Origin of the sequence: Burkholderia sp. AU4i (genome assembly GCF_000466765.1) — a bacterium.
Taxonomy (GTDB): domain Bacteria; phylum Pseudomonadota; class Gammaproteobacteria; order Burkholderiales; family Burkholderiaceae; genus Burkholderia; species Burkholderia cepacia.
On the sequence record NZ_ASSI01000067.1, the window covers coordinates 17,696 to 38,231 of the forward strand.

21 protein-coding genes are annotated in these 20,536 nt (G+C 69.6%); 9 read left to right on the forward strand and 12 right to left on the reverse strand.

Going from position 1 to position 20,536, the window contains the following annotated elements; all coding sequences use genetic code 11:
• Nucleotides 1-100 precede the first annotated feature (100 nt).
• Together L810_RS16280 and L810_RS16285 are read left to right on the forward strand one after the other, a co-directional pair.
• Complete coding sequence (locus tag L810_RS16280; RefSeq protein ID WP_042974973.1) at nucleotides 101-751, forward strand: BON domain-containing protein; 651 nt, start codon at nucleotides 101-103, stop codon at nucleotides 749-751.
• Nucleotides 752-806: 55 nt separating this feature from the next.
• Nucleotides 807-1,046 carry a hypothetical protein gene (locus L810_RS16285; protein ID WP_021159369.1) on the forward strand — a complete coding sequence of 80 codons (240 nt, stop codon included), beginning with the start codon at nucleotides 807-809 and terminating at the stop codon, nucleotides 1,044-1,046.
• Between the two features lie 92 nt (nucleotides 1,047-1,138).
• Here L810_RS16285 and L810_RS16290 read toward each other — a convergent pair whose 3' ends face one another.
• The 5 genes from L810_RS16290 to L810_RS16310 form a co-directional block, all read right to left on the reverse strand.
• Nucleotides 1,139-2,905, reverse strand: a complete 1,767-nt coding sequence (locus tag L810_RS16290) for a SulP family inorganic anion transporter (protein WP_021159370.1) — start codon at nucleotides 2,903-2,905, stop codon at nucleotides 1,139-1,141.
• A 191-nt stretch (nucleotides 2,906-3,096) separates the two neighbouring features.
• Nucleotides 3,097-3,321 carry a hypothetical protein gene (locus L810_RS16295; protein ID WP_021159371.1) on the reverse strand — a complete coding sequence of 75 codons (225 nt, stop codon included), beginning with the start codon at nucleotides 3,319-3,321 and terminating at the stop codon, nucleotides 3,097-3,099.
• A gap of 139 nt (nucleotides 3,322-3,460) precedes the next feature.
• The gene (locus tag L810_RS16300; protein WP_021159372.1) at nucleotides 3,461-4,492 is read right to left on the reverse strand and encodes a TIGR00730 family Rossman fold protein; all 1,032 of its coding nucleotides are present in this window, start codon (nucleotides 4,490-4,492) and stop codon (nucleotides 3,461-3,463) included.
• A 22-nt stretch (nucleotides 4,493-4,514) separates the two neighbouring features.
• A complete protein-coding gene (locus tag L810_RS16305; RefSeq protein WP_021159373.1) occupies nucleotides 4,515-4,850 on the reverse strand; it encodes a c-type cytochrome in 336 nt (111 codons plus the stop codon).
• A 50-nt stretch (nucleotides 4,851-4,900) separates the two neighbouring features.
• Nucleotides 4,901-5,902, reverse strand: coding sequence for an Acg family FMN-binding oxidoreductase (locus L810_RS16310; RefSeq protein ID WP_021159374.1), 1,002 nt, complete (start codon nucleotides 5,900-5,902; stop codon nucleotides 4,901-4,903).
• A 174-nt stretch (nucleotides 5,903-6,076) separates the two neighbouring features.
• Between L810_RS16310 and L810_RS16315 the strand changes: the two genes are divergently transcribed.
• On the forward strand, nucleotides 6,077-7,066 hold the full coding sequence (locus L810_RS16315) for a zinc-dependent alcohol dehydrogenase family protein (protein WP_042974955.1): 990 nt from the start codon (nucleotides 6,077-6,079) through the stop codon (nucleotides 7,064-7,066).
• A 31-nt stretch (nucleotides 7,067-7,097) separates the two neighbouring features.
• On the opposite strand, the gene fnr is transcribed toward L810_RS16315, so the two are convergent.
• The 3 genes from fnr to L810_RS16330 all read right to left on the reverse strand — a co-directional run bounded on the left by fnr (nucleotide 7,098) and on the right by L810_RS16330 (nucleotide 10,900).
• Nucleotides 7,098-7,889, reverse strand: a complete 792-nt coding sequence (gene fnr / locus L810_RS16320; protein WP_042974976.1) for a fumarate/nitrate reduction transcriptional regulator Fnr — start codon at nucleotides 7,887-7,889, stop codon at nucleotides 7,098-7,100.
• A 372-nt stretch (nucleotides 7,890-8,261) separates the two neighbouring features.
• Nucleotides 8,262-8,909 (reverse strand): response regulator, encoded by a 648-nt coding sequence (locus L810_RS16325; RefSeq protein WP_021159376.1) that lies wholly within the window; start codon nucleotides 8,907-8,909, stop codon nucleotides 8,262-8,264.
• Entirely contained in the window at nucleotides 8,906-10,900 is a 1,995-nt protein-coding gene (locus tag L810_RS16330; RefSeq protein ID WP_021159377.1) for a PAS domain S-box protein, read from the reverse strand. Before L810_RS16330 ends, L810_RS16325 begins: the two co-directional genes overlap by 4 nt.
• Before the next feature lie 248 nt (nucleotides 10,901-11,148).
• On the opposite strand from L810_RS16330, the gene L810_RS16335 reads away from it, so the two are divergent.
• On the forward strand, nucleotides 11,149-11,619 hold the full coding sequence (locus L810_RS16335) for a universal stress protein (RefSeq protein WP_021159378.1): 471 nt from the start codon (nucleotides 11,149-11,151) through the stop codon (nucleotides 11,617-11,619).
• A 43-nt stretch (nucleotides 11,620-11,662) separates the two neighbouring features.
• Here L810_RS16335 and L810_RS16340 read toward each other — a convergent pair whose 3' ends face one another.
• The 4 genes from L810_RS16340 to L810_RS16355 all read right to left on the reverse strand — a co-directional run bounded on the left by L810_RS16340 (nucleotide 11,663) and on the right by L810_RS16355 (nucleotide 15,113).
• Nucleotides 11,663-12,496, reverse strand: a complete 834-nt coding sequence (locus L810_RS16340) for a universal stress protein (protein ID WP_021159379.1) — start codon at nucleotides 12,494-12,496, stop codon at nucleotides 11,663-11,665.
• The gene (locus L810_RS16345; protein ID WP_021159380.1) at nucleotides 12,493-12,996 is read right to left on the reverse strand and encodes a universal stress protein; all 504 of its coding nucleotides are present in this window, start codon (nucleotides 12,994-12,996) and stop codon (nucleotides 12,493-12,495) included. Before L810_RS16345 ends, L810_RS16340 begins: the two co-directional genes overlap by 4 nt.
• Before the next feature lie 69 nt (nucleotides 12,997-13,065).
• Entirely contained in the window at nucleotides 13,066-14,265 is a 1,200-nt protein-coding gene (locus tag L810_RS16350; RefSeq protein WP_021159381.1) for an acetate/propionate family kinase, read from the reverse strand.
• A gap of 8 nt (nucleotides 14,266-14,273) precedes the next feature.
• Complete coding sequence (locus L810_RS16355; protein ID WP_021159382.1) at nucleotides 14,274-15,113, reverse strand: universal stress protein; 840 nt, start codon at nucleotides 15,111-15,113, stop codon at nucleotides 14,274-14,276.
• 189 nt (nucleotides 15,114-15,302) lie between these two features.
• Here L810_RS16355 and L810_RS16360 point away from each other — a divergent pair, with 189 nt between their 5' ends.
• The 5 genes from L810_RS16360 to L810_RS16380 are packed head-to-tail and all read left to right on the forward strand — an operon-like array spanning nucleotide 15,303 to nucleotide 20,466.
• Complete coding sequence (locus L810_RS16360) at nucleotides 15,303-15,842, forward strand: hypothetical protein (RefSeq protein WP_021159383.1); 540 nt, start codon at nucleotides 15,303-15,305, stop codon at nucleotides 15,840-15,842.
• Complete coding sequence (locus tag L810_RS16365) at nucleotides 15,832-16,578, forward strand: beta-ketoacyl-ACP reductase (protein WP_042974958.1); 747 nt, start codon at nucleotides 15,832-15,834, stop codon at nucleotides 16,576-16,578. Before L810_RS16360 ends, L810_RS16365 begins: the two co-directional genes overlap by 11 nt.
• Nucleotides 16,575-18,395 carry a PHA/PHB synthase family protein gene (locus tag L810_RS16370; protein WP_021159385.1) on the forward strand — a complete coding sequence of 607 codons (1,821 nt, stop codon included), beginning with the start codon at nucleotides 16,575-16,577 and terminating at the stop codon, nucleotides 18,393-18,395. The genes L810_RS16365 and L810_RS16370 overlap by 4 nt, the downstream gene beginning before the upstream one ends.
• Complete coding sequence (locus L810_RS16375) at nucleotides 18,392-19,384, forward strand: bifunctional enoyl-CoA hydratase/phosphate acetyltransferase (RefSeq protein ID WP_021159386.1); 993 nt, start codon at nucleotides 18,392-18,394, stop codon at nucleotides 19,382-19,384. The genes L810_RS16370 and L810_RS16375 overlap by 4 nt, the downstream gene beginning before the upstream one ends.
• Nucleotides 19,385-19,425: 41 nt before the next feature.
• Nucleotides 19,426-20,466 carry a zinc-dependent alcohol dehydrogenase family protein gene (locus L810_RS16380; RefSeq protein WP_021159387.1) on the forward strand — a complete coding sequence of 347 codons (1,041 nt, stop codon included), beginning with the start codon at nucleotides 19,426-19,428 and terminating at the stop codon, nucleotides 20,464-20,466.
• Nucleotides 20,467-20,536 lie beyond the last annotated feature (70 nt).

The following is a 20,536-nucleotide window of genomic DNA, read 5'->3' on the forward strand; positions in this document are numbered from 1 at the left end:
GCGGCGTCCGTTGACCTGCATCAGCGATCCCCGGCCGTGCATGTGCAAATCTGGACGTATGCGGCGAACAGGCACGCCGCGGCTCACAGGAGTGCAGGCGATGAAAACCGACAAGGAACTGAAGCAGGACGTCCAGGACGAACTCGAGTCCGACCCGGCGATCGACGCGACACGTATCGGTGTCGAGGTCGTCAACCGGATCGTGACGCTCTCGGGTCACCCGCCGAGTTATGCGGAGAAACTCGCGATCGAGCGGGCGGCGAACCGCGTGGCCGGCGTCAAGGCGCTCGTCGTCGACATGACCGTGCATCTGCCGGACGACGACGTCCGCACCGACGAGGACATCGCGAACGCCGTGCGCTCGGTTCTGCACTGGACGGTCGGTCTGCACGACGACACGGTCAAGGTGCAGGTCGAGCACGGCTGGATCACGCTGTCCGGCAGGGTCGACTGGGCGTACCAGAGCCATATGGCCGTGCGGGCGATCTCGCAGATGCGCAGCGTGACCGGCGTGACCGACCACATCGCGGTGCAGGGGGCGGTCGGGGCGGCCGACATCGGCGGCAGCATCAAGCGCGCGATCATGCGCCACGCGGAGCGCGAGGCGAAGCACATCGCGATCGAGGTGCGCGACGGCACCGTGCGGCTGTCCGGCAAGGTCGGTTCGTTCTCCGAGCGCAAGGCCGTGCGCGGTGCCGCGTGGTCGGCGCGCGGCGTGCGTGCGGTGGTCGACGACCTGGTCGTCGAGTAAGCGCGGTACCGGGCAACCGGATGGGCAGTCCGCGCAGTTGAAGGAGGGAAGCCGGATGACACTGTCAGGCGAGGTACACGACGCGGACTGGTCGGTGACGATCCAGACGATTGCCGCCGAAACGGGCGGCTATCGTTGCAGGATCCACGTGACGTTCGCGTCGCCGGATGGCGCATGCGAGCGCACGTTCGCGCACAGCCGGACCCACGATACCGAGCGCGAAGCCGCGATCGACGGGCTGCGCGCCGGGATGACCTGGGTCGAGATGAGGAAATCGAACACGTTCACGGTCTGACGCCACGGCGCACGTGAACGTGTCTCCCGTGCGTCGACGTTTCGTTCGTCATCCGATGCAACGAGCGCCGAATCGCACGGGTATCGGTGTGCCTATCCGTCGGCCCGGTCACGGCCGGCAGGCGGCGGCGCGGGGCGCGCAGCCGGTTCGCCGTCGCGCGGATGTTCGCGCTGCCGCCGGACATGATGCGCGACGGCGTCGGTCACGGTCGGAAAGAAGCTGGCGGGACCGAACGCGTCGAACAGCCCGTAGGCGCGCAGGCGATCCTTCACCGGCCCCTTCATTTCGGCGAAATCCAGTGCGATGGTCTGCGCGCGGAGTTCCTCGCAAAGCGCCACGAGCCGGTCGGCGGCGCTGACGTCGATATCCGTGACGGGCTCGGCCGCGATGACGATGCGCGTGACCGGAGACGCAGACGACACGATGGCCGCGTGCAGATGCTCGCAGAAGATCTCGACGTTCGCGTAGAAGAGCGGCGCATCCCAGCGGAACAACAGGAGCCCCGGCGTCTGCACGGCGTCCGGATGACGCGCGATGTCGTGATAACCGCGCACGCCGGCCAGCCGGCCCAGCACCGCATCGTACGGATGCCAGGCTCGCCACACGAACGACAGCAGCGACAGCGCGCTGGCGAGCAGGATGCCGGGCACGACGCCGATGCCGATCACGCCGGCAAAGCACAGCACCGCAATCAGGCATTCGCCGCGACGCATCCGGTACAGCCGGACGACGCTGCGGACGTCCGCGATGCCGAACGCCGCGTACATCACGACGGCGGCCAGCGCCGCGCGCGGGACGCCGGTCAGCAGCGTCGGCGCGGCAACGAGCAGGATCGCGATGCACGCCGCCGCGACGAGGTTCGTGACCTGGCTCTGCGCGCCCGCGGCAATCGCGACGGGCGTGCGCGATGCGCTGCTGCTGACCGCGCAGCCCTGCATCATGCCGGCCAGCAGATTGGCGGCGCCTAGTGCGACCAGTTCCTGGTTGCGATCCGGCGTTTCGCCCGAACGCGCCGACAGGGCGCGCGACAGCATGCTGATGTCGGCGAACGACACCAGCGCGACGGCGACGGCGCCTGACGCGAGCGCGCCCAGGTCGGCGACGGAGACGACCGGCAGGTGCGGCACGGGCGCGCCGGCCGGCAACGTGCCGACCGTCGCGATGCCGTGCAGCGGCCACACGTGCGCGACCACGGTCGCCGCCAGCACCGCGATCAATACGCCGGGTGCGCGCGGCATCACCCGTTTCATCAGGAAAATGGTGGCGAGCGCACCGCTGCCCAGCAGCGCGGCATCGGTGGAGAACCGGCCTTCGGCGAGCGCGTGCACGATGGGCGGCACGCTGGAGAACACGTCGCCGCCCGCCGCGGGCATGCCGAGCAGTTCCGGCAATCGGCCGATCGCGAGCGCAATCGCGATACCGTTCAGGTAGCCGTACTGGATCGGACGTGACAGCAGGTCGGTGACGAAGCCGAGGCGCAGGGTGCCGAGCAGGATGCAGATCGTGCCGGCCGCCAGCGCCAGCGCGCCGGCCAGCGCGATGGCGCGCTGCGGGTCATGGTCGGCGAGCGGGGCGATCGCGCCGGCGATCAGCGCGGCCAGCGCCGAATCGGGGCCGAGGACGAGGATCCGGCTCGGGCCGAGCAGCGCATACGCGAGCAACGCGGCGATCGACGCATGGAGGCCCGTGACGGCGGGCAGGCCGGCCGCCTGTGCATAGCTCATGCCGACGGGCACCAGCACGGCCGACAGCGCGAGGCCCGCATACAGGTCGCGCGACAGCCATGCGCGCCGGTAGTGCGCGAGCAGTGCGATGCCCGGAAACAGGTGGGCGACGTGTCCGGAAAGGTGCCGGTTCATCGCGGCTTCATCCCGGAGACGTCCGGGCGAACGGGATGGACGGGATGGACGGCGTTGGCAGGCGCGTGGCGACCGGAATGCGGCCGGCCCGGGCAGACGGACGGGACGGCAGGGCGAGCGTGATCATTGCAGCGGACGACCGGGCCGCCGCCGTCGCACCGGATGCCGGCGGCGCGGCACGGCTGCGGGCTTCAGGCGGCCTTGAGTGCCGACAGTTGCAGTGCCTGCGCGAAGCGGGCCAGCGTGGCGATCGAGCCCGTCACGCTCTCGTACCGCTCGCGCCCGATCTGTCCGTCGAGGATCACGAGCATGCCGGCGTCGCGCGCCAGGGCGACGAGCGCCTGCGTGTCGAGCGCGGCAGCGTCAGGCCGGCGGGCCTGGTCGCCCGAATCGGGAAGCGGGGTAGCGTGTGTCATGACGGCTCTCCTGATGGCCCGGAATCCGGCTGGCGCGCAGCCGCGATCCGTGGTTTCAGTATCGTTGCCGCGCCCGCGCGATTCAATCGGCATGCCCCGAAGCTGCGGTAGGAATCGTGCGGAGCGCGTCGGCAGATTCCTACACGGCACGCGGTTTCGGCGGCGCGCGGCGGCGCACCGGCCGCGCCGCGCGCCGCCGTGCATACCAGCTTCCGATCGCGCGCCAGATGTCGGGGGCGGCTTCGCAGTACGTGAACAGGTCGAGATCGCTGCGATCGATCATCCCCTCGTCGGCGAGGAAGGCCAGGTCCACCGCGCGGCGCCAGTACGCCTCGCCGACGAGGATGACGGGCAGCGGCGGGATCTTGCGCGTCTGCAGCAGCGTCAGGACCTCGAACAGCTCGTCGAATGTGCCGTAGCCGCCCGGGAAGAACACGGCGGCTTTCGCGCGTTCGAGCAGGTGCAGCTTGCGGATCGCGAAATAGTGGAACTGGAAACCGAGATCGGGCGTGATGTACGGATTCGGCGCCTGTTCGCGCGGCAACTCGATGTTCAGGCCGATGCTCGGCGCGCCGCGCTCGTACGCGCCGCGGTTCGCGGCCTCCATGATGCCGGGGCCGCCGCCGGTGACCACGGCGAGCCGCGCGGTGCGCGTGCAGCGGTCGGCGTGGCCGACGATGCGCCCGAATTCGCGTGCGACGCGGTAATACACGCTGTGCTCGACGAGCCGGCTCGCCGCCGCGACGGCGCGGCGCCGGCCCGCATCGTGCGGACGCTGCGCGAGCAGGCGATTGGCTTCGTCCAGCCGGGCATTCGCGACGGCTGGGGCGACGATGCGCGTACTGCCGTAGATCACGACGGCATGGCCGATGCCTTCGCTCTGCAGGCGTGCCTCGGCTTTCCAGTAGTCGAGCTGCAGCCGGATGCCACGCATGCTCGCGCGTTGCAGGATGGCGGCGTCGTCGTCGACGGGCGTGCGCTTCGGGCGTCGGGCGGGACGCCGCGCACGGGGCGGGCCGGGGCGCGCGCTGTCGTCGTTGCCGGCGAGCGCATCGGGCCGCGGACGTGCGGGCATGCCGCGCGTGTCCGCCGGCGTCGCGCCGGGTGCGGCACGGCGGCGCGCGTTGCCTCGTACCGTACGGGCGGGGATGCGTTTGATGGCGGTCGGCATGCGGTGCGGGCTGGCGGTCCGGCTACTGGCTCAGCACCCATTGCACGAGCTGGTGCGCGTCGTCGGCGGACAGCGGGCCGCCGCGATCCTCGGCGGACGGCATCGGCGTGTCGCCCCAGTGCACGCGGCCGCCGACGCGCAGCTTGCGTTCCAGTTCCGCGGCGGCCGCCGGATCGCCGCGATAGCGCTGCGCGATCTCGTGGAACGACGGCCCGAGGAACCTCATGTCGGGCGTGTGGCAGAACATGCAGTGCTGCGCGTTGACGAGATCGGTCGGCTCGGGCACGGCCGTCTGCGCGGCGGCCGGGCCGGCCGCCGCAGCGATCGCGCAGAGGGCGGCGAAACGCAGGAGGTTCATGTTTTTTTCCTCGTCGGGGTCGGAGAGGCGCACCTTGCCGCGCGGCGCGATCAGGAGACGACTTCGTCGAGCGGGCGGCGCGGCGAATGCGGCGTATGCGGGCCGCGCCCGACGCGCAGCAGCAACTGCGGCTCGCCGCGCAGCCCGAGCATGTGGCGCAGGTGGGCGCGCAGCCCGGCCGTCTCGATCGGCTGGTTCAGGTAGGACGCCGTATGGCCCGCGCGCGCCGCGACGAGCAGGACGCGCTCCAGCGCCTGTCCGGCGGCGAGCCATGCCTCGCGATCGTCGCGGACGGTCGACAGGCAGACGATCAGCGGCGACGCGCCGACCAGCTGGTGATGCAGCGCGGCGAGCCCGTTGCCGAGATCGAACGTCCGGACCGCCATCGTCACGACGGGCGCCGCGAAGTCCAGCAGCGTCGGCACGCCGGCCGCGAATGCCGGCATGCCGTCGACGTGCCGGCGCGGATCGATCCAGCTCGCCAGCTCGCGCCGGAAGCGCGGATCGGCGAACTGCTGCCGGTCGGCTTCGGCGACGAGCTCGGCCACCCGTGCGCGGTGCGCGATCGCGTCGACACAGGCGACCTCGACGCCTTCCGCCACGCCGGCCGCGATCAGCTCGCGCTGGAGCGTGTCCGGGACGGCCGTCGATTCGAACGGCGCGCGCGTCGTCACGCGCTCCGGAATCGCATCGAACAGCGCGCCGAGCGACGCGTCGGAGTAGCCGTCGTCGCAGACCCGAACCAGTGCGAGGAGATCGGGGTCGACTTCGGACGGAAACGTGCTGATCGTATGGGCGAGCCCTGCGTGGTCGAGCGCGACACGCAGGTTGAGCAACGCGGCGCCGCAACTGATGATCAGCTCGCGATCGAACGGATCGACCACGGGCAGCGCACGGACGCGATCCGCGCAGACCGCGATCGTGGGCCCGTCGACGATGAACCGCCACGGCTGCGAATTGTGGCTGGACGGGGCCAGCACCGCATAGGCCAGCAGCGACCTCAGAAGTGCTTCGGGATGCGCGCTTGCGGCAAGTGGGGGAACGGCTGTCATTCGATCATCTCCTGGTCGCCGGGCCGGCGGCGTCATGCCACTTCATCGTGTCAGCAACCGGCCGGCCGCCGTTGACCCACATCAAGCGCCCGTCACTGCGCCATGCGCGTGCGGCGCGTGGCGACTAGCCTTGGATCGTGACGCGCGCGAACACGATGGCGCGGGGAGGCGAGCATGCTTGCGATGATGTTTGACGGCACGACGCCGCATTTGCGCGAGGCGCGCGTGCCGGAACCGCTGCCGGCGCCGGGCCAGCTGCTGATCGACGTGCACGCGTGCGGTGTATGCCGGACCGATCTCCATGTCGTCGACGGCGAACTCGCGCACCCGAAGCTGCCGCTGGTGCCGGGGCACGAGATCGTCGGAACGGTGCGCGTGCCCGGCGAGGGCGTGACGGGATTTTCCGTCGGCGACCGGGTGGGCGTTCCATGGCTGGGCTCGACCTGCGGGCATTGCGCGTACTGCGCGTCCGGCCGCGAAAACCTGTGCGACAGCCCGGGATTCACCGGTTACACGATCGACGGCGGTTATGCCGAGTGCGCCGTTGCCGACCATCGCTATTGCGTGCACCTGCCGCGGCGCTATTCCGATCTCGAGGCCGCGCCGCTGCTGTGCGCCGGCCTGATCGGTTACCGAACCTTGCGCATGGCCGGCGATGCGCGTCGCGTCGGCATCTACGGCTTCGGCGCGGCCGCCCATCTCGTCGCGCAGGTCGCGCATTTCGAGGGGCGGAAGGTGTTTGCGTTGACGAAGCCCGGCGACACCGTCGCCCAGCAGCTCGCGCTGTCACTCGGTGCCGCATGGGCCGGCGGCAGCGACGAAACGCCGCCGGAACCCCTCGACGCCGCACTCGTCTTCGCGCCGGTGGGCGCACTGGTGCCGGCCGCGCTTCGCGCGGTCGACAAAGGCGGGATCGTCGTATGCGGCGGCATTCACATGAGCGATATCCCGGGCTTTCCGTACGCGTGGCTGTGGGGCGAGCGCCGCATCGTGTCGGTCGCCAACCTGACGCGTGCGGACGCGGCCGCGTTCATGCGGATCGCCGATGCGATGCCGCTGCGGGTCGAAGCAGTGCGTTACGCGCTGACCGATGCAAACCGCGCGCTGGACGATCTGCGCGCGGGGCGCGTGTCCGGTGCCGCCGTGCTCGGCATGCGCGGCTGATCCCGCTCGGCATGCCCGCACCGCCATGCGCTCAGATGCGCCCGAGGCCGTCCGGATCGACGATGCGGATCTGCTTGCCTTGCGCGGCGACGAGCCCCTTGCGCTGGAACTTCGACATCATGCGGCTGACCGTTTCGAGCTTCATCCCGAGATACTCGCCGATCTCGTCGCGCGTCATCCGCAGCACGAATTCGGCGGCCGAGTAGCCGCGCGCCTTGAAGCGCGTGGACAGGTTCAGCAGGAAGGCGGCCACGCGCTGCTCGGCGGTCATCGTGCCGAGCAGCAGCATCTGCGCGGATTCGCGCACGATCTCGCCGCTCATCATCTGATACACGTGATGCTGCATCGGCCGAACGTCGCGGCACATCTGTTCGAGCTGGCCAAACGGAATGATGCAGACGGTGCTGTCCTCGAGCGCGATTGCGTCGCCGTTGTGCCGCCCGGTGTGCACGCCGTCGAGCCCGAGCGATTCGCCGACGATCTGGAAGCCGGTGATCTGCTCGTCTCCGTCGCGATGCATCACGATGGTCTTGAACGACCCGGTTCTGACCGCATAGATGCTGTTGAATGCGTCACCCGCGCGAAACAGCGTTTCGCCGCGCCTGACGTGCCGCGTCGTGCAGATCATCGCGTCGACACGCGCGAAATCGTCCGGCGAAAGATCGGGCGGCATGCACACGGTACGCAGCGCGCAGGTCGAGCAACGGGACGCGGCGCGCTTCGGCTGGTCCGCCCGTTCGACGGGATGCAGCGGGATGAACGGACGTGACGGTTGTAACGGGTGTAACGGCAGGGTCTGCGAAACATCGGCATGGCTTTGCATGATCGGCTCCAATTCCTGGGCCAGCGGCGAATCGCTGTCGGGCGGGATCGCGCTGGCCGTCGTACCGGCGGCCTTGGTGTCTGCCGCCTTCCTGATGGGGAACCACACCGGACGGGCCACGAGACCGAAACCGGTCTCGGCATTGATGCGGCCATTGCTCCGGGCGGCACGCTGGCTTGTTTTTCTTGATACGCAGTATGGATGGCGCGGCGCTCGACGGAAATCAGCCGGAATTGAAGATGCGGTAGGACACGTGGAAGCGTTGTAGGGCGTTTCCTACAAAGGGGGCGGCATCTTGCCGCGATCTTGCCGCCGAGGCGGCCGGTGGCAGCGAGATCGGCGGGGCGCAAGCGGCCGGCTGCCTGGCCGCCGTCAGAGTTCGTCCGGGTCGTCGAACAGCTTGTGGCGCATCGCATAACGCACGAGCGCGGTGTCGTTCGGCATTTGCATCTTCTCGAGAATGCGCGTCTTGTACGTGCTGACGGTCTTGACGCTGACGCAGAGCGCCTGCGCGATTTCGGAAATCGACTCGCCGGTGGTGACGCGCCGGAAGACGTCGAATTCACGGTCGGACAGACGCTGGTGCGGCAGGAGATCGGTCGGTTCGTTCAGGCTCTGCGCAAACTGTTCGGCCATCGTCAGGCTGACATACACGCCGCCGGCCGCGATCTTGGTCAGCGCCGCGACCAGCTCGGCGCTCGCGCTCTCCTTGGTCATGTAGCCGGATGCGCCCGCGCGGAACGCGCGCACCGCGTATTGCTGCTCGGCGTGCATCGTCAGCACGAGGACGTGCAAGGCCGGTTTCTCGTCCCTGATCTGCTTGATGAGCTCGACGCCGTTCCGGCCGGGCATCGACAGGTCGAGCACCAGCACGTTCGCGGCCGTGCCGCGCACGAGTGCGATCGTGGATGCGCTGTCGCACGCTTCGCCCGCGACCTCGAAGCCGCTTGCGTTCTGCAGGATGTGCCGGAGGCCGTCCCTGACGAGTGCGTGGTCGTCGGCGATGAGTACCCTGATCATGACAGCACATCTCCTTGCTGGATGGCGTGAAGCGGCAACGCCACGGTGATCGTGAATCCCGTTCCCGGCCGGTTGTCGATCGTCACCGTGCCGTCGAGCATGTGCGCGCGCTCGCGGATGCCGATCAGCCCGAACGACGGACGATCGCGCTCGTCGCGGGCGACTTCCGGCGCACCGTGGCCGTTGTCCGCGATGCGCAGCATGCAGTAGCCGTCTTCCACTTTCAGCGCGAGCGTCACGTGCGTCGCATCGGCATGCCGGGCGACATTGGTGAGCGCTTCCTGCACGATGCGGAACAGCGTGGTGGCGCCGGCGCTGGTGAACGCGGTATCGGCGGGGGCGATGTCCCGGTCGACCGTGATCCGGTAGCGATGCGTGAAATCGTTTGCAAGCCACTCGATCGCCGGGACGAGACCCAGGTCGTCGAGCATCACCGGCCGCAGATCGGCCGCGATGCGCCGCACCGACGCAACGGTCGAATCGATCAGGCGATGCATGCCGCCCAACTGCTCGCGCACGCCGGTATGGGGGGCGACGATGCCCGCGAGCCCCAGCTCGACGGCGGAGAGATCCATCTTGAGCGCGGTGAGTTGCTGGCCGAGGTCGTCGTGCAACTCGCGCGCGATCCGCGTTTTTTCTTCCTCCCGCACGTTCTGCAGGTTGGCGGACAACTCGCGGAGTTCCTCGCGCGACTGCCTGAGCGCGTTTTCCGCGCGGACGCGCTCGGTGACGTCGCGCAGCATGACCGTGTACAGCTTGCCCGTGCCGTCGTGAATCTGCGATATCGACGCCTCGATCGGGAACTCCGTGCCGTCGCCGCGCAGGCCGAACAGCACGCGTTGCTGCCCCATCTGGCGATCCGACACGCCCGTCACGCCGAATTGCTCGACGTGCCGCGCATGCGCGGCGCGAAAACGCTCGGGGATGAAGCGGGTCAGCGGCGCGCCGATCGCCTCCATCGCCGAGACACCGAATACGCGTTCCGCGGCCGGATTGAAGATCACGATCGTCTGGCTTTCGTCGACGGTAATGATCGCTTCCATCGATGACCGGATGATGCCCATCATCCGCTCCCCGGTCGGCTGGCCGTCGCCGGCGGGCACGGCGGCGGAGATTCGCGTGGAGACAACCTGCTGCACGAGCACGGCCAGGATCAGCGACAGCGCGGCGCCGGCCGCCAGCACGGCCAGCGCGGGTCCGGTCGTGCCCGCGCCCGGCGCACTGTAGCGCAGCGTGAGCGGCGTACCACCGAACGACAGCGAATCCGTTCGCGTGAGCATGGTGCCGGCGGCCGCGGCGTCGTTGCCGCCGAAGCCGCCGGCATGGACGAGCGCCGCCGGGATGTCGGCCGCGATTTCCACGCGTAGCCGATCCAGGATCGACGGATCGACGAGACGTGCCGGATCGAGCGCGGCATAGACGTATCCGGTCGCGCGCGCATGTTGCGGCCCCGACGGCGCCCCGTCTTCAGCGTCCGCATAAATCGGCAGATACAACATCAGCGCCGTGCGGGCACTCGTCGCGTCGGTGCTGTCCCGGGTCGCGTTCGCGGCCAGCGCGACCCTGCCGGTTTCCGCCGCGCGCTGCAGCGCCCGCCGGGTCGCCTGATCGTCATTGGCGGAGCTCGACTCGATTCTCCCGACGCTGCGGACGGGCGACTGCAAGCCGTCCAGATCGAGACCGTCGAGGTAACGACGCCACGCGTCGCCGGATTGCGGCACGACCAGCGTCGACGCGAAGCCGCGCGCGCCGCGCAAGACGGCGGCGGCGCCGAGGAGGCTGCGCCGGAGGTCGGCCGTCGCGAGCGTCGCCGATTGCGCGAAGCGTGCCTGGGCGGCTTCCTGCGCCCGGTTCTGCAGAAGCCGGGCGGCGGCAAACGACGTGGCCAGGCCGAGCGCCAGCGTCAGCAGCGCGGCGAGGGTCGCGGATCGCGCGGGCCGGACCCTGCGCGGAGCCGGCCCGGCCTTGAAGGCGGGCACATGGACTGTCATTGCCGTTCATCCTGACGGATATCGCCGGCGGCTGGCGGGTGGCGGGCCGGACGCGGGGCACGGGAAGCGGGGCAGGCCGAAACTGCGATGTCGCCCGAAATTGTGCGCGTTTTGTCCGGGTTCGCCAATCGGGACCGATGTGTACGCCTGTTTCCGGGCGGCCTTGACCGGCGTCAACCGGACGACGCGCGTCGGGCCCAGACTGGTCTGGCATGCCGGTCAAATCGGAACGGCAACGGGGAGGCTCCATGTATGCACGGATCTTTGCGGCACTCGACGGCAGCCGCGCTTCGCGACTCGCGCTCGACGAGGCGATCGCGCTCGCCCGCGATTCAGGCGGCCTGATCGTCGCCGTGTGCGTGGTATCGGACGCGCCGAGGGTGGCCGATTTCGACAGCGGCTATATCGGCCAGCGCGACCCGGCGGGGCTGGATGCGGACAGGGCCGCGATCGCGGTGGCCGACGCGGAGACCGCGTTTCGCCTGTGCGGCGTCCGCGGCACGGCACACACGCTCGACGCGTGCGGCGAGGACGTGTCGTCCGTTCTGGCGCGCGCCGCCGCCGAATGCGACGCGGAGCTGATCGTGATGGGCACGCACGGGCGGCGCGGCGTGCGCCGCGCGTTGCTCGGCAGCGTCGCCGAATCGCTGGTGCGCACGGCCGACCGGCCGGTGCTGGTCGTGCGGGAGGGGCAGGGCGCGTGTGCCGCCGTGTTGTGATGAAAAGGGGGCGGCCGCAAGCGGCTGCCCTCTTTTCGACGGCTCAGTGAGACAGCAGCACCGGCACCGTCATCGTCTCGAGGATCGTGCGCGTGGCGCCGCCCAGCACGCGTTCGTGCATGCGTGCGTGGCTGTACAAACCCATCACGAGCAGGTCCGCGTGCAGGTCGGTCACCCGGTTCAGCAGCGTCGCGCCCACGCCGACCGACCGGTCGCGCGGCGTCGTGGAGAACGACGCGCGAACGCCGTGACGTTCGAGATACGCGGCGACGTCGACGCCTGCGGGCGTCTTGTCAGGATCGGGCTGCCCGCGCACGACCGTCTCGACGTTGACGAAGCGCGCGCGGGCGAGCAGCGGCAGCGCATCGGCCATCACGCGGGCGGCTTCGCGCCCGCCGTCCCAGCCGATCAGCACGTTCTCGCCGATCGTTCGCACGTCGCCGGCGTAGGGCACGACGATCGCCGGGCGGCCGCTGCCCATCACGACATCCTCGACGAAATGGCGCGCGACATAGGTCATGCGATCGTCGGGGTCTTCCTGGCCGAGCACCAGCAGATCGGCGTGACGCGCGTGCAGAATGGCGGCGGCGGTCGCGTCGCCGGTGGGAGCCTGCCATTCGACGCTGCGTCCCGCGCGCTCGGCGGCCGTCAGGAATTTTTCTTCGGCTTCCTTGCGACGCTGCTCGCACAGCCGCTCGTACACGGCAAGCTTCAGCGGTTCGTCGGGCCGTCGCAACGGCTCGAACAGGTCCTGGCAGACCACGTAGAGGCCGATCAGATGCGCGTTCCAGCGCGCCGCGAGTTCGAGTGCGAGGTCGACGCGCGTCGCGCAGCGCTCGCTGTCGTCGAGGTGGACGAGCAGGGTCTTGTAGCTCATGACGGCTCCTTTTCGGTTGATGCCGCGGCAGTTTCGGCGGGTTTCTCCGGCGGGCAGTTCGCCGGAATCATCAGGACGGGGCAGGTGGCCAGGCGCAGCACGCGCTCGGCCACGCTGCCGAGGAAGAGGCGCTGAAAGCCGCGCCGGCCGTGCGTACCCATCACGATCAGGTCGGCCCCGGTTTCGTCGGCAAGACGGACGATCCGGCGCGGAATGTCTTCGCCCGCGGGCTCGACGTTGGAGATCTGCGGCGTGCCGGCCACGTCGCGCGCTTTCAGGCGTCGCGCCGCGTCCTCGGTGACGCGCAGCCCTTCTTCACGGAAGGCATCGACGAGGATCGACGGATCGTATCCGTACATGTCGTAGGCCGGCACCAGGAAATCGACGACGTAGACGGGGGTCAGCCGCGCACCCGTTTCCGCCGCGAGCGTCAGCGCGGCGTCGAGTGCGCGGGACGACGTGTCGCTGCCGTCGAGCGCAACCAGAATGTTCGAGTACATGGCATTTCCCTTGAACGGATGTGGATGAGGTCATCATCGGCGCGTGCGCGCCGACGGCGCTGATCTGGATCAAGCGGCGCGGTTGCCGCGCAGCACGCGCACCGCGGCGCGTGCCGCGATCCACGCTTCGTTGGTCGGCTCGACGACCACCGTGACCGCGCTCGACGCGGACGACACGACCTGCGCATGGCCGGCATTCGCGCACACGTCGAGGTCGATGCCGAGCCAGCCGAGCGCTGCGCAGATCCGCTCGCGCAACACGGCCGAGTGCTCGCCGATGCCGGCCGTGAAGACCAGCATGTCGAGGCCGCCGAGCAGCGCGGTCAGCGCACCGGCCTCGCGCACGATGCGATGGACGTACAGCGCCAGCGCATCGGCGGCCGGCGCATCGCCGGCGGCTTCGCGTGCCAGCAGCACGCGCGGGTCGCCCGACGCGCCCGAGACGCCCTTGAGCCCCGACTCGTGATACAGCAGGTGGCCCAGCGCGTCGCCCGACAGCTTGCCGACTTCGAGCAGGTGCAGGACGACACCGGGATCGAGCGCCCCGCAGCGCGTGCTCATCATCAGCCCGTCGAGTGCCGAGAAGCCCATCGTCGTCGCGACACTGCGGCAGTCGCGCATCGCGCACAGGCTGGCACCGCTGCCGAGATGGGCGGCGATCACGCGGCCGTGCGCACGTGCGCCGAACCGCTCGTCGAGCGCGACGGCCAGGTATTCGTACGACAGGCCGTGGAACCCGTAGCGCCGTACACCCTCGTCGAACCACGCGTGCGGCAGCGGGAGCAACTGCTCGGTGCGCGGCAGCGTGCGATGAAATGCCGTGTCGAACACGGCGACATGCGGGACGCCCGGAAACGCGCCGCGCAGCACGTCGATCGCATCGAGGCCGTGCGGCTGATGCAACGGGGCGAGCGGCGTCAGCGTGCGTAGCGCGCCGAGCACCGCGTCGTCGACGATCACCGGCTCCATGAAGCGTGTGCCGCCGTGCACGACGCGATGGGCGATGGCGCCCACCGTGATGTGCGGCAACTGTCCGCGGATCCACGTCGCGATCCGCGCGAGCACGTCGTGGCTGGGGTCGCTCGCACCGAGCGGCCATGCAACGGCCGGTTCGGCATCGAAGCGGATCGACATGCCGTTGCCGGTCTCGACCGCTTCGCCCTCGTGCAGTGGCCGCCGCGCGGGATCGTCGTGCGGCGGATACGCAAAGAGCGCGAACTTCACGCTCGACGAACCGGCATTGACGACGAGGAGCGCGAGCGTGCGCATCGGCCGGCTCAGTGCGACATCAGCACCGGCAGCGTCATCGACCCCAGCACCGTGCGCGTGGCGCCGCCCATCACCAGTTCGCGCCAGCGCGAATGGCCGTAGGCCCCCATCACGAGCAGGTCGGAACCCGTTTCGTAGGCGCGTGACAGCAGCGTGTCGCCGATCGACGCGCCGGCGCCGGTACCGATGTCGAGCACGTTCACGTCGTGCGCGTGGCGTGCCAGCATCAGCGCGGCATCGGCGGCCGGAATGCGCGTGGTCGCCGCCTCCGAATCGGCGTCGACCACGGCGGCGACCGTCGTGCGCTTCGCATGCTCGAGAAACGGGAGCGCGTCGTGCGCGGCGCGGGCCGCTTCGCGGCTGCCGTCCCACGCGACGAATACCCGTTCGCCGATCGACGGAAATTCCCCGGTGTACGGCACGAACAGCACCGGGCGGCCGGCGGACAGCACCAGGTTCTCCGGAAACTGGTCGTCGACAAAGGTCTCGGGATCGTTCGGGTCGCTCTGGCCCGCAATCACGAGATCGGCGAGACGCGCGGCGCGCGGCACGGCCAGGTTCGCACGTTCGTCCGCGTGAACCCAGGTCGCCGGCACCTTGGCGCGGGCGGTCTCCGCATGGAACAGGCGCTCCAGCGCGGCGAGCCGTTCGTCGCGCCGCTCGCGGTGCTCGCGGAAATAGTCGGCGGAACCGGCCATCACGTAGAACGAATGCGGCTCGGGCGTGTAGACCGCGAACAGCCCGGTGAGATGCGCACCGAAGCGCCGGGCGAGGCGCAACGCGAACTCGAGGCGCGAATGCGCGCGGGCGCTCGTATCGAGGTGCACGACCATGCTTTTGTAGCTCATCGGAATCGCTCCATCGACGGGTGATCCGCCAGTGCAATCCAGTCTACGAAGCAGGGTTTCCGCGCGCTTGACTCAGATCAACGGTAGCCGAGCGCCGCGGCCGCACAGTGAGGCGGTCGCCCTGCCGATGCCCGGCGGGCGGCACGAGGCGGATGCCAATCCGTTGACCGGATCGATGGAGGGAACACGATGAGCGCCCACGCTTTGACGACACCGAACGACGCCTGCCGCGCGGGATGCGATCTTGCATTGCGCATGGCCGCGCTGAACCGAGGCTGGCAGCAGGAATGGCATGCGCTCGCAGGGCGCTGCATCCAGCGGGACCACGACGCCGTGCGCGGCCTGCAGCAGGCGCTCACGGCTACGAGCGAGTGGACGGCCTTCGGTGAAGCGGCCCGGCTGGCGATGCGCGACTACACGATCGCCACCGTCGCGATCTGGCAGGACGCCACCGAGCTCTGCATGCGCGGGCAGTTCGAGAGTGCCGGCGCGTGGCGCACGTGGCTGCGCGAATACGGCACCGGCGGGCTGGCGCGCTACCAGACCGACTGGTTGCCCGACCTCGGGCGGCTGGCCGTGATCAACGAGGCCAGCATGCCGTGGCGCGACTGGATGGCGGCGTTCGAGCTCGGCATCACCGAGGCCGTCGGCGCGAGCGACGGGGAAACGACGGCTGCGCGACTGCCGGACGATCGCGTTGCCGCGCGGGAGCACGATCATGTCCGCTAGGCGCGTCGCGTTCGTCACGGGTGGAATGGGCGGCCTTGGCGCCGCGATCAGCCGTTGTCTGCACGACGCGGGCATGACGGTGGCGGTGTCGCACACCGAACACAACGACCACGTCGCGACGTGGCTCACGCAGGAACGCGACGCCGGTCGCGCGTTTCATGCGTACGAGGTCGACGTTGCCGATTACGATGCGTGCCAGCACTGCGCGGCACGCGTGCTGGCCGAATTCGGGCGCGTCGACGTGCTCGTCAACAACGCCGGCATCACGCACGACGCCACCTTCGTGAAGATGACCAAGGGCATGTGGGATGCGGTGCTGCGCACCAACCTCGACAGCATGTTCAACATGACGAAGCCGTTCGTGCCCGGCATGATCGACGCGGGCTTCGGGCGAATCGTGAACATCGGGTCCGTCAACGGGGCGAGAGGTGCGTACGGGCAAACGAACTACGCGGCCGCGAAGGCCGGCATCCACGGCTTCACGAAGGCGCTCGCGCTCGAGCTCGCGCGTCACGGCGTGACGGTCAACACGGTCGCGCCAGGCTATCTGGATACGGCGATGCTCGAATCGGTGCCGAAGGAAGTGCTCGACACGAAGATCCTGCCGCAGATCCCGGTGGGGCGTCTCGGCCGCCCCGACGAGATCGCCGCGCTCGTCGGCTTCCTGTGTTCCGATGCGGGCGCATTTGCGACGGGTGCCGAATTCGATGTCAACGGCGGCATGCACATGCGATGACAGCCTCCGTCGTTCATGCACCGTTCACGCGCGAATCGATGCCGCCGCCGGATCGGGGCGGCCCGGTGTCGCGTTCCGCCGAATGCCCGGCGGGAACGACTTCGCCTGCCGACCAATGGAACCGCGCAGCGCATGCGACCGTCGCCGCGATGACCTTCGGGCTGTCGCCCGTGTCGCTGGCGCTGGCCGTGCTCGATTGGGGCGCGCATCTGGCGGTGTCGCCGGGGAAGTGCTTCGAGCTCGCGACGCAGGCGTGCACGGCCGCCGTTGCACCGGCGGCAAACCGGCGTGAGGGCGGCGCCGACGATGCGGACATGAGCGGCCTTGCCGTGCATGCCGGCGAGGCCGATCCGCGCTTCGCCGCGCCGGCGTGGGCCGGCTGGCCGTTCAGCGTGTATCGCGACAGTTTCCTGTCGATCCAGCGCTGGTGGCGCGACGCAACGCGCGGCGTGCCGGGCGTCGAACGGCATCACGAGGAACTGGTCGGGTTCGTCGCGCGACAGTGGCTCGACGCGTGCTCGCCCGGCAACTTCCTGGCGACCAATCCGGTCGCGCTCGACGCGACGATGCGCAGCGGCGGCGCGAATCTCTCCGCAGGCTTCCGGAACTGGCTGGACGACGCGAGCGCGTTGCTCGATCGCACGAGCGGCACGCGGGCCCGCGACACGCGCACGTATCTGCCGGGACGCGACGTGGCGGTCACGCCGGGGCGCGTCGTCTGGCGCAACGCGCTGTGCGAGCTGCTGCAGTACGACCCGGCGACGCCCCGCGTCGCGCGCGAACCGATCCTGATCGTGCCGTCGTGGATCATGAAGTACTACATCCTCGATCTGCAGCCGCACAACTCGCTGATCCGCTTCCTGGTCGATGCGGGCTACACCGTGTTTGCGGTGTCGTGGCGCAACCCGGGCGCGGAGGCCCGCGACGTCGGGCTCGACGATTATCTGCGCGACGGGTGCATGGCGACGCTCGATGCCGCCCGATCGATCTGCGGCGAAGCGGTCCACGCGGTCGGCTATTGCCTGGGCGGCACGCTGCTGGCGATCGGCGCGGCGGCGCTCGCGCGCGACGGGCGGCAACACGACGCACTGCGCTCGGTCACGTTGCTGGCGGCCCAGACCGATTTCAGCGAACCCGGCGAGCTCGGCCTGTTCATCGACGCGAGCGAACTGTCCGCACTCGACGCGCTGATGTGGCGGCAGGGTTACCTGGACGGCGCGCAGATGTCCGCCGCGTTCGAACTGCTGAACGCGCGCGACCTGATCTGGTCGCGGATGATGAGCGAATACCTGCTCGGCACGCGCACGAAGCCCAACGACCTGATGTCGTGGAATGCGGACACCACGCGCATGCCGTATCGGATGCATTCGGAATACCTGACGCGGCTCTTTCTCGACAACGATCTCGCGGCCGGGCGCTACTGCGTCGACGGGCGGCCGGTCGCGTTGTCGGATCTCGACGTGCCGACGTTCGTGGTCGGCACCGAGCGCGACCACGTGTCGCCGTGGCGTTCCGTCTACCAGCTCCACCTGCTCACGCACCACGCGCTGACCTTCGTGCTGACATCGGGCGGGCACAACGCGGGCATCGTGTCCGAACCCGGCCACGCGGGGCGCCACTATCGATGCGCGACCCGCGAACCCGGCGCGGCCTACCGCAGCCGGCACGATTTCGTGCGCGACACGCCGGCCGTCGACGGATCGTGGTGGACCTGCTGGCGCGACTGGCTGCACGCGCGCTCGTCGGGCGACGTGCCGGCCCGTACGCCGGCCGCGGGGTTGGCGGCGGCGCCCGGCACCTACGTACTCGAAACATGAGCGAAAACCCGCCGCCGGAGGGGCTCGACGACGCATGCCTGCCCGGCTTGCTGCCACGCCCGGACGGCGCATTACCCGAACTGATCGCGCGGGCGTGCAACGCGGCGCCGCTCGTCGTCGCGGTCGTGCATCCGTGTGACGCGACCAGTCTGGTTGCGCTTGCGGCGCTGCGCACGTCACCCCTGGGGGCGGCGATCGAACCGCTGATCGTCGCGCCGCGCGCCAAGGTGCAACGCGTGGCGAACGAGGCGGGCGTCGATCTTTCGACGTGGACGATCGAGGACGTGCCGCACAGCCATGCGGCGGCGGCCCGCGCGGTCGAACTGGCGGCGGCCGGCCGCGCCGGCGCGCTGATGAAGGGCAGCCTGCATACGGACGAGCTGATGGGCGCGGTCGTCGCGGCCGGTTCGGGCCTGCGCACCGACAAGCGCATGTCCCACTGTTTCCTGATCGAGACGCCGGCGTATCCGCGCCCGTTCATCCTGACCGACGCGGCGGTGAACATCGCGCCGGATCTCGCGCAGAAAGCGGCCATCACGCAGAACGCGATCGACGTCGCACATGCGCTGGGCGTTGCCTGCCCGCGCGTGGCGGTGCTGTGCGCGGTCGAGACCGTCAATCCGGCGATGCGCTCGACACTCGATGCGGCCGCGCTCGCGAAGATGGCCGAGCGCGGCCAGCTCACGGGTGCGATCGTCGACGGCCCGCTCGCGTTCGACAACGCGATTTCGCTGCGGGCGGCGCACGACAAGGGGATCGATTCGCCGGTAGCCGGCCGCGCCGACATCCTGGTCGTTCCCGATATCGAGGCCGGCAACCTGCTCGCGAAGCAGCTCGAATACCTCGGGGGTGCCGTCAGCGCAGGCATCGTCGTCGGCGCACGTGTCCCGATCGTGCTGACGAGCCGTGCCGACGGCATCGCCGTCCGGATCGCTTCGTGCGCACTCGCGACGGTGCTGGCACAGGGTCGGCATCACCTGCAGTCCTGATGAATGAACCCGCAACCCTTTCTTTCGATGGAGGAACCGCGATGAAAGCACTCGTCTACCACGGACCCGGGCGCAAGGCGCTCGAGGAGCGGCCCAGGCCGGAACTGCAGTCGCCCACCGACGCGATCGTCCGCGTGACGCGCACGACGATCTGCGGAACCGATCTGCATATTCTCAAGGGCGACGTGCCGACGTGCGAACCCGGCCGCATTCTCGGCCATGAGGGCGTCGGCATCGTCGAGCAGGTCGGTGCCGCGGTCGATTCGCTGAAGCCGGGCGATCCCGTGCTCATTTCGTGCATCTCGTCGTGCGGCCGCTGCGAGTACTGCCGGCGCGGCCTGTATTCGCACTGCACGACGGGCGGCTGGATCCTCGGCAACCGGATCGACGGCACGCAGGCCGAGTACGTGCGCATCCCGCATGCGCAGACGAGCCTGTACCGGATTCCGCCGGGCGCGGACGAGGACGCGCTCGTGATGCTGTCCGACATCCTGCCGACCGGGTTCGAATGCGGCGTGCTGAACGGCAAGGTGCAGCCCGGCTGCTCGGTCGCGATCGTCGGCGCGGGCCCGATCGGGCTGGCGGCGCTGCTGACCGCGCAGTTCTACTCGCCCGCGCGGATCATCATGGTCGACCCGGACAGCAACCGGCTCGAGGTCGCGCGGCGATTCGGCGCGACCGATTGCATCGACGGCCGCACCGTCGACCCGGTGGCGGAGGTCATGAAGCTGACCGACGGCGTCGGCGTGGATTGCGCGATCGAGGCGGTCGGCATTCCGGCGACGTTCGAGATGTGCACCTCGCTGGTGGCACCGGGCGGCGTGGTCGCGAACGTCGGCGTGCACGGGGTCAAGGCCGACCTGCACCTCGAGAAACTGTGGGATCGCAATATCTCGATCACGACGCGGCTCGTCGACACGGTCAGCACGCCGATGCTGCTGAAGACCGTACGCGCCGGGCGCCTCGATCCGACGCGCCTGATCACGCACCGGTTCTCGCTCGACGACGTCGAGCGCGCATACGACACGTTCGGTCGCGCGGCGCAAACCCATGCGCTGAAGGTCATCATCGAAGTCGGTTGATCGCCGATGGCCGATAGCGGCGCCGCACCGCACCGCACCGCACCGCATCGCACCGCACCGCACCGCACCG

Excerpts from the sequence above, each read along its gene's own strand:
- L810_RS16340 (WP_021159379.1), bottom strand. The coding sequence starts at position 12,496 with ATGAGCTACAAGACCCTGCTCGTCCACCTCGACGACAGCGAGCGCTGC.
- L810_RS16305 (WP_021159373.1), bottom strand. The coding sequence starts at position 4,850 with ATGAACCTCCTGCGTTTCGCCGCCCTCTGCGCGATCGCTGCGGCGGCC.
- L810_RS16370 (WP_021159385.1), top strand. The coding sequence starts at position 16,575 with ATGACAGCCTCCGTCGTTCATGCACCGTTCACGCGCGAATCGATGCCG.
- L810_RS16335 (WP_021159378.1), top strand. The coding sequence starts at position 11,149 with ATGTATGCACGGATCTTTGCGGCACTCGACGGCAGCCGCGCTTCGCGA.
- L810_RS16295 (WP_021159371.1), bottom strand. The coding sequence starts at position 3,321 with ATGACACACGCTACCCCGCTTCCCGATTCGGGCGACCAGGCCCGCCGG.
- L810_RS16290 (WP_021159370.1), bottom strand. The coding sequence starts at position 2,905 with ATGAACCGGCACCTTTCCGGACACGTCGCCCACCTGTTTCCGGGCATC.
- L810_RS16360 (WP_021159383.1), top strand. The coding sequence starts at position 15,303 with ATGAGCGCCCACGCTTTGACGACACCGAACGACGCCTGCCGCGCGGGA.
- L810_RS16330 (WP_021159377.1), bottom strand. The coding sequence starts at position 10,900 with ATGACAGTCCATGTGCCCGCCTTCAAGGCCGGGCCGGCTCCGCGCAGG.
- L810_RS16325 (WP_021159376.1), bottom strand. The coding sequence starts at position 8,909 with ATGATCAGGGTACTCATCGCCGACGACCACGCACTCGTCAGGGACGGC.
- fnr (WP_042974976.1), bottom strand. The coding sequence starts at position 7,889 with ATGCAAAGCCATGCCGATGTTTCGCAGACCCTGCCGTTACACCCGTTA.
- L810_RS16285 (WP_021159369.1), top strand. The coding sequence starts at position 807 with ATGACACTGTCAGGCGAGGTACACGACGCGGACTGGTCGGTGACGATC.
- L810_RS16345 (WP_021159380.1), bottom strand. The coding sequence starts at position 12,996 with ATGTACTCGAACATTCTGGTTGCGCTCGACGGCAGCGACACGTCGTCC.
- L810_RS16355 (WP_021159382.1), bottom strand. The coding sequence starts at position 15,113 with ATGAGCTACAAAAGCATGGTCGTGCACCTCGATACGAGCGCCCGCGCG.
- L810_RS16300 (WP_021159372.1), bottom strand. The coding sequence starts at position 4,492 with ATGCCGACCGCCATCAAACGCATCCCCGCCCGTACGGTACGAGGCAAC.
- L810_RS16350 (WP_021159381.1), bottom strand. The coding sequence starts at position 14,265 with ATGCGCACGCTCGCGCTCCTCGTCGTCAATGCCGGTTCGTCGAGCGTG.
- L810_RS16375 (WP_021159386.1), top strand. The coding sequence starts at position 18,392 with ATGAGCGAAAACCCGCCGCCGGAGGGGCTCGACGACGCATGCCTGCCC.
- L810_RS16280 (WP_042974973.1), top strand. The coding sequence starts at position 101 with ATGAAAACCGACAAGGAACTGAAGCAGGACGTCCAGGACGAACTCGAG.
- L810_RS16365 (WP_042974958.1), top strand. The coding sequence starts at position 15,832 with ATGTCCGCTAGGCGCGTCGCGTTCGTCACGGGTGGAATGGGCGGCCTT.
- L810_RS16310 (WP_021159374.1), bottom strand. The coding sequence starts at position 5,902 with ATGACAGCCGTTCCCCCACTTGCCGCAAGCGCGCATCCCGAAGCACTT.
- L810_RS16315 (WP_042974955.1), top strand. The coding sequence starts at position 6,077 with ATGCTTGCGATGATGTTTGACGGCACGACGCCGCATTTGCGCGAGGCG.
- L810_RS16380 (WP_021159387.1), top strand. The coding sequence starts at position 19,426 with ATGAAAGCACTCGTCTACCACGGACCCGGGCGCAAGGCGCTCGAGGAG.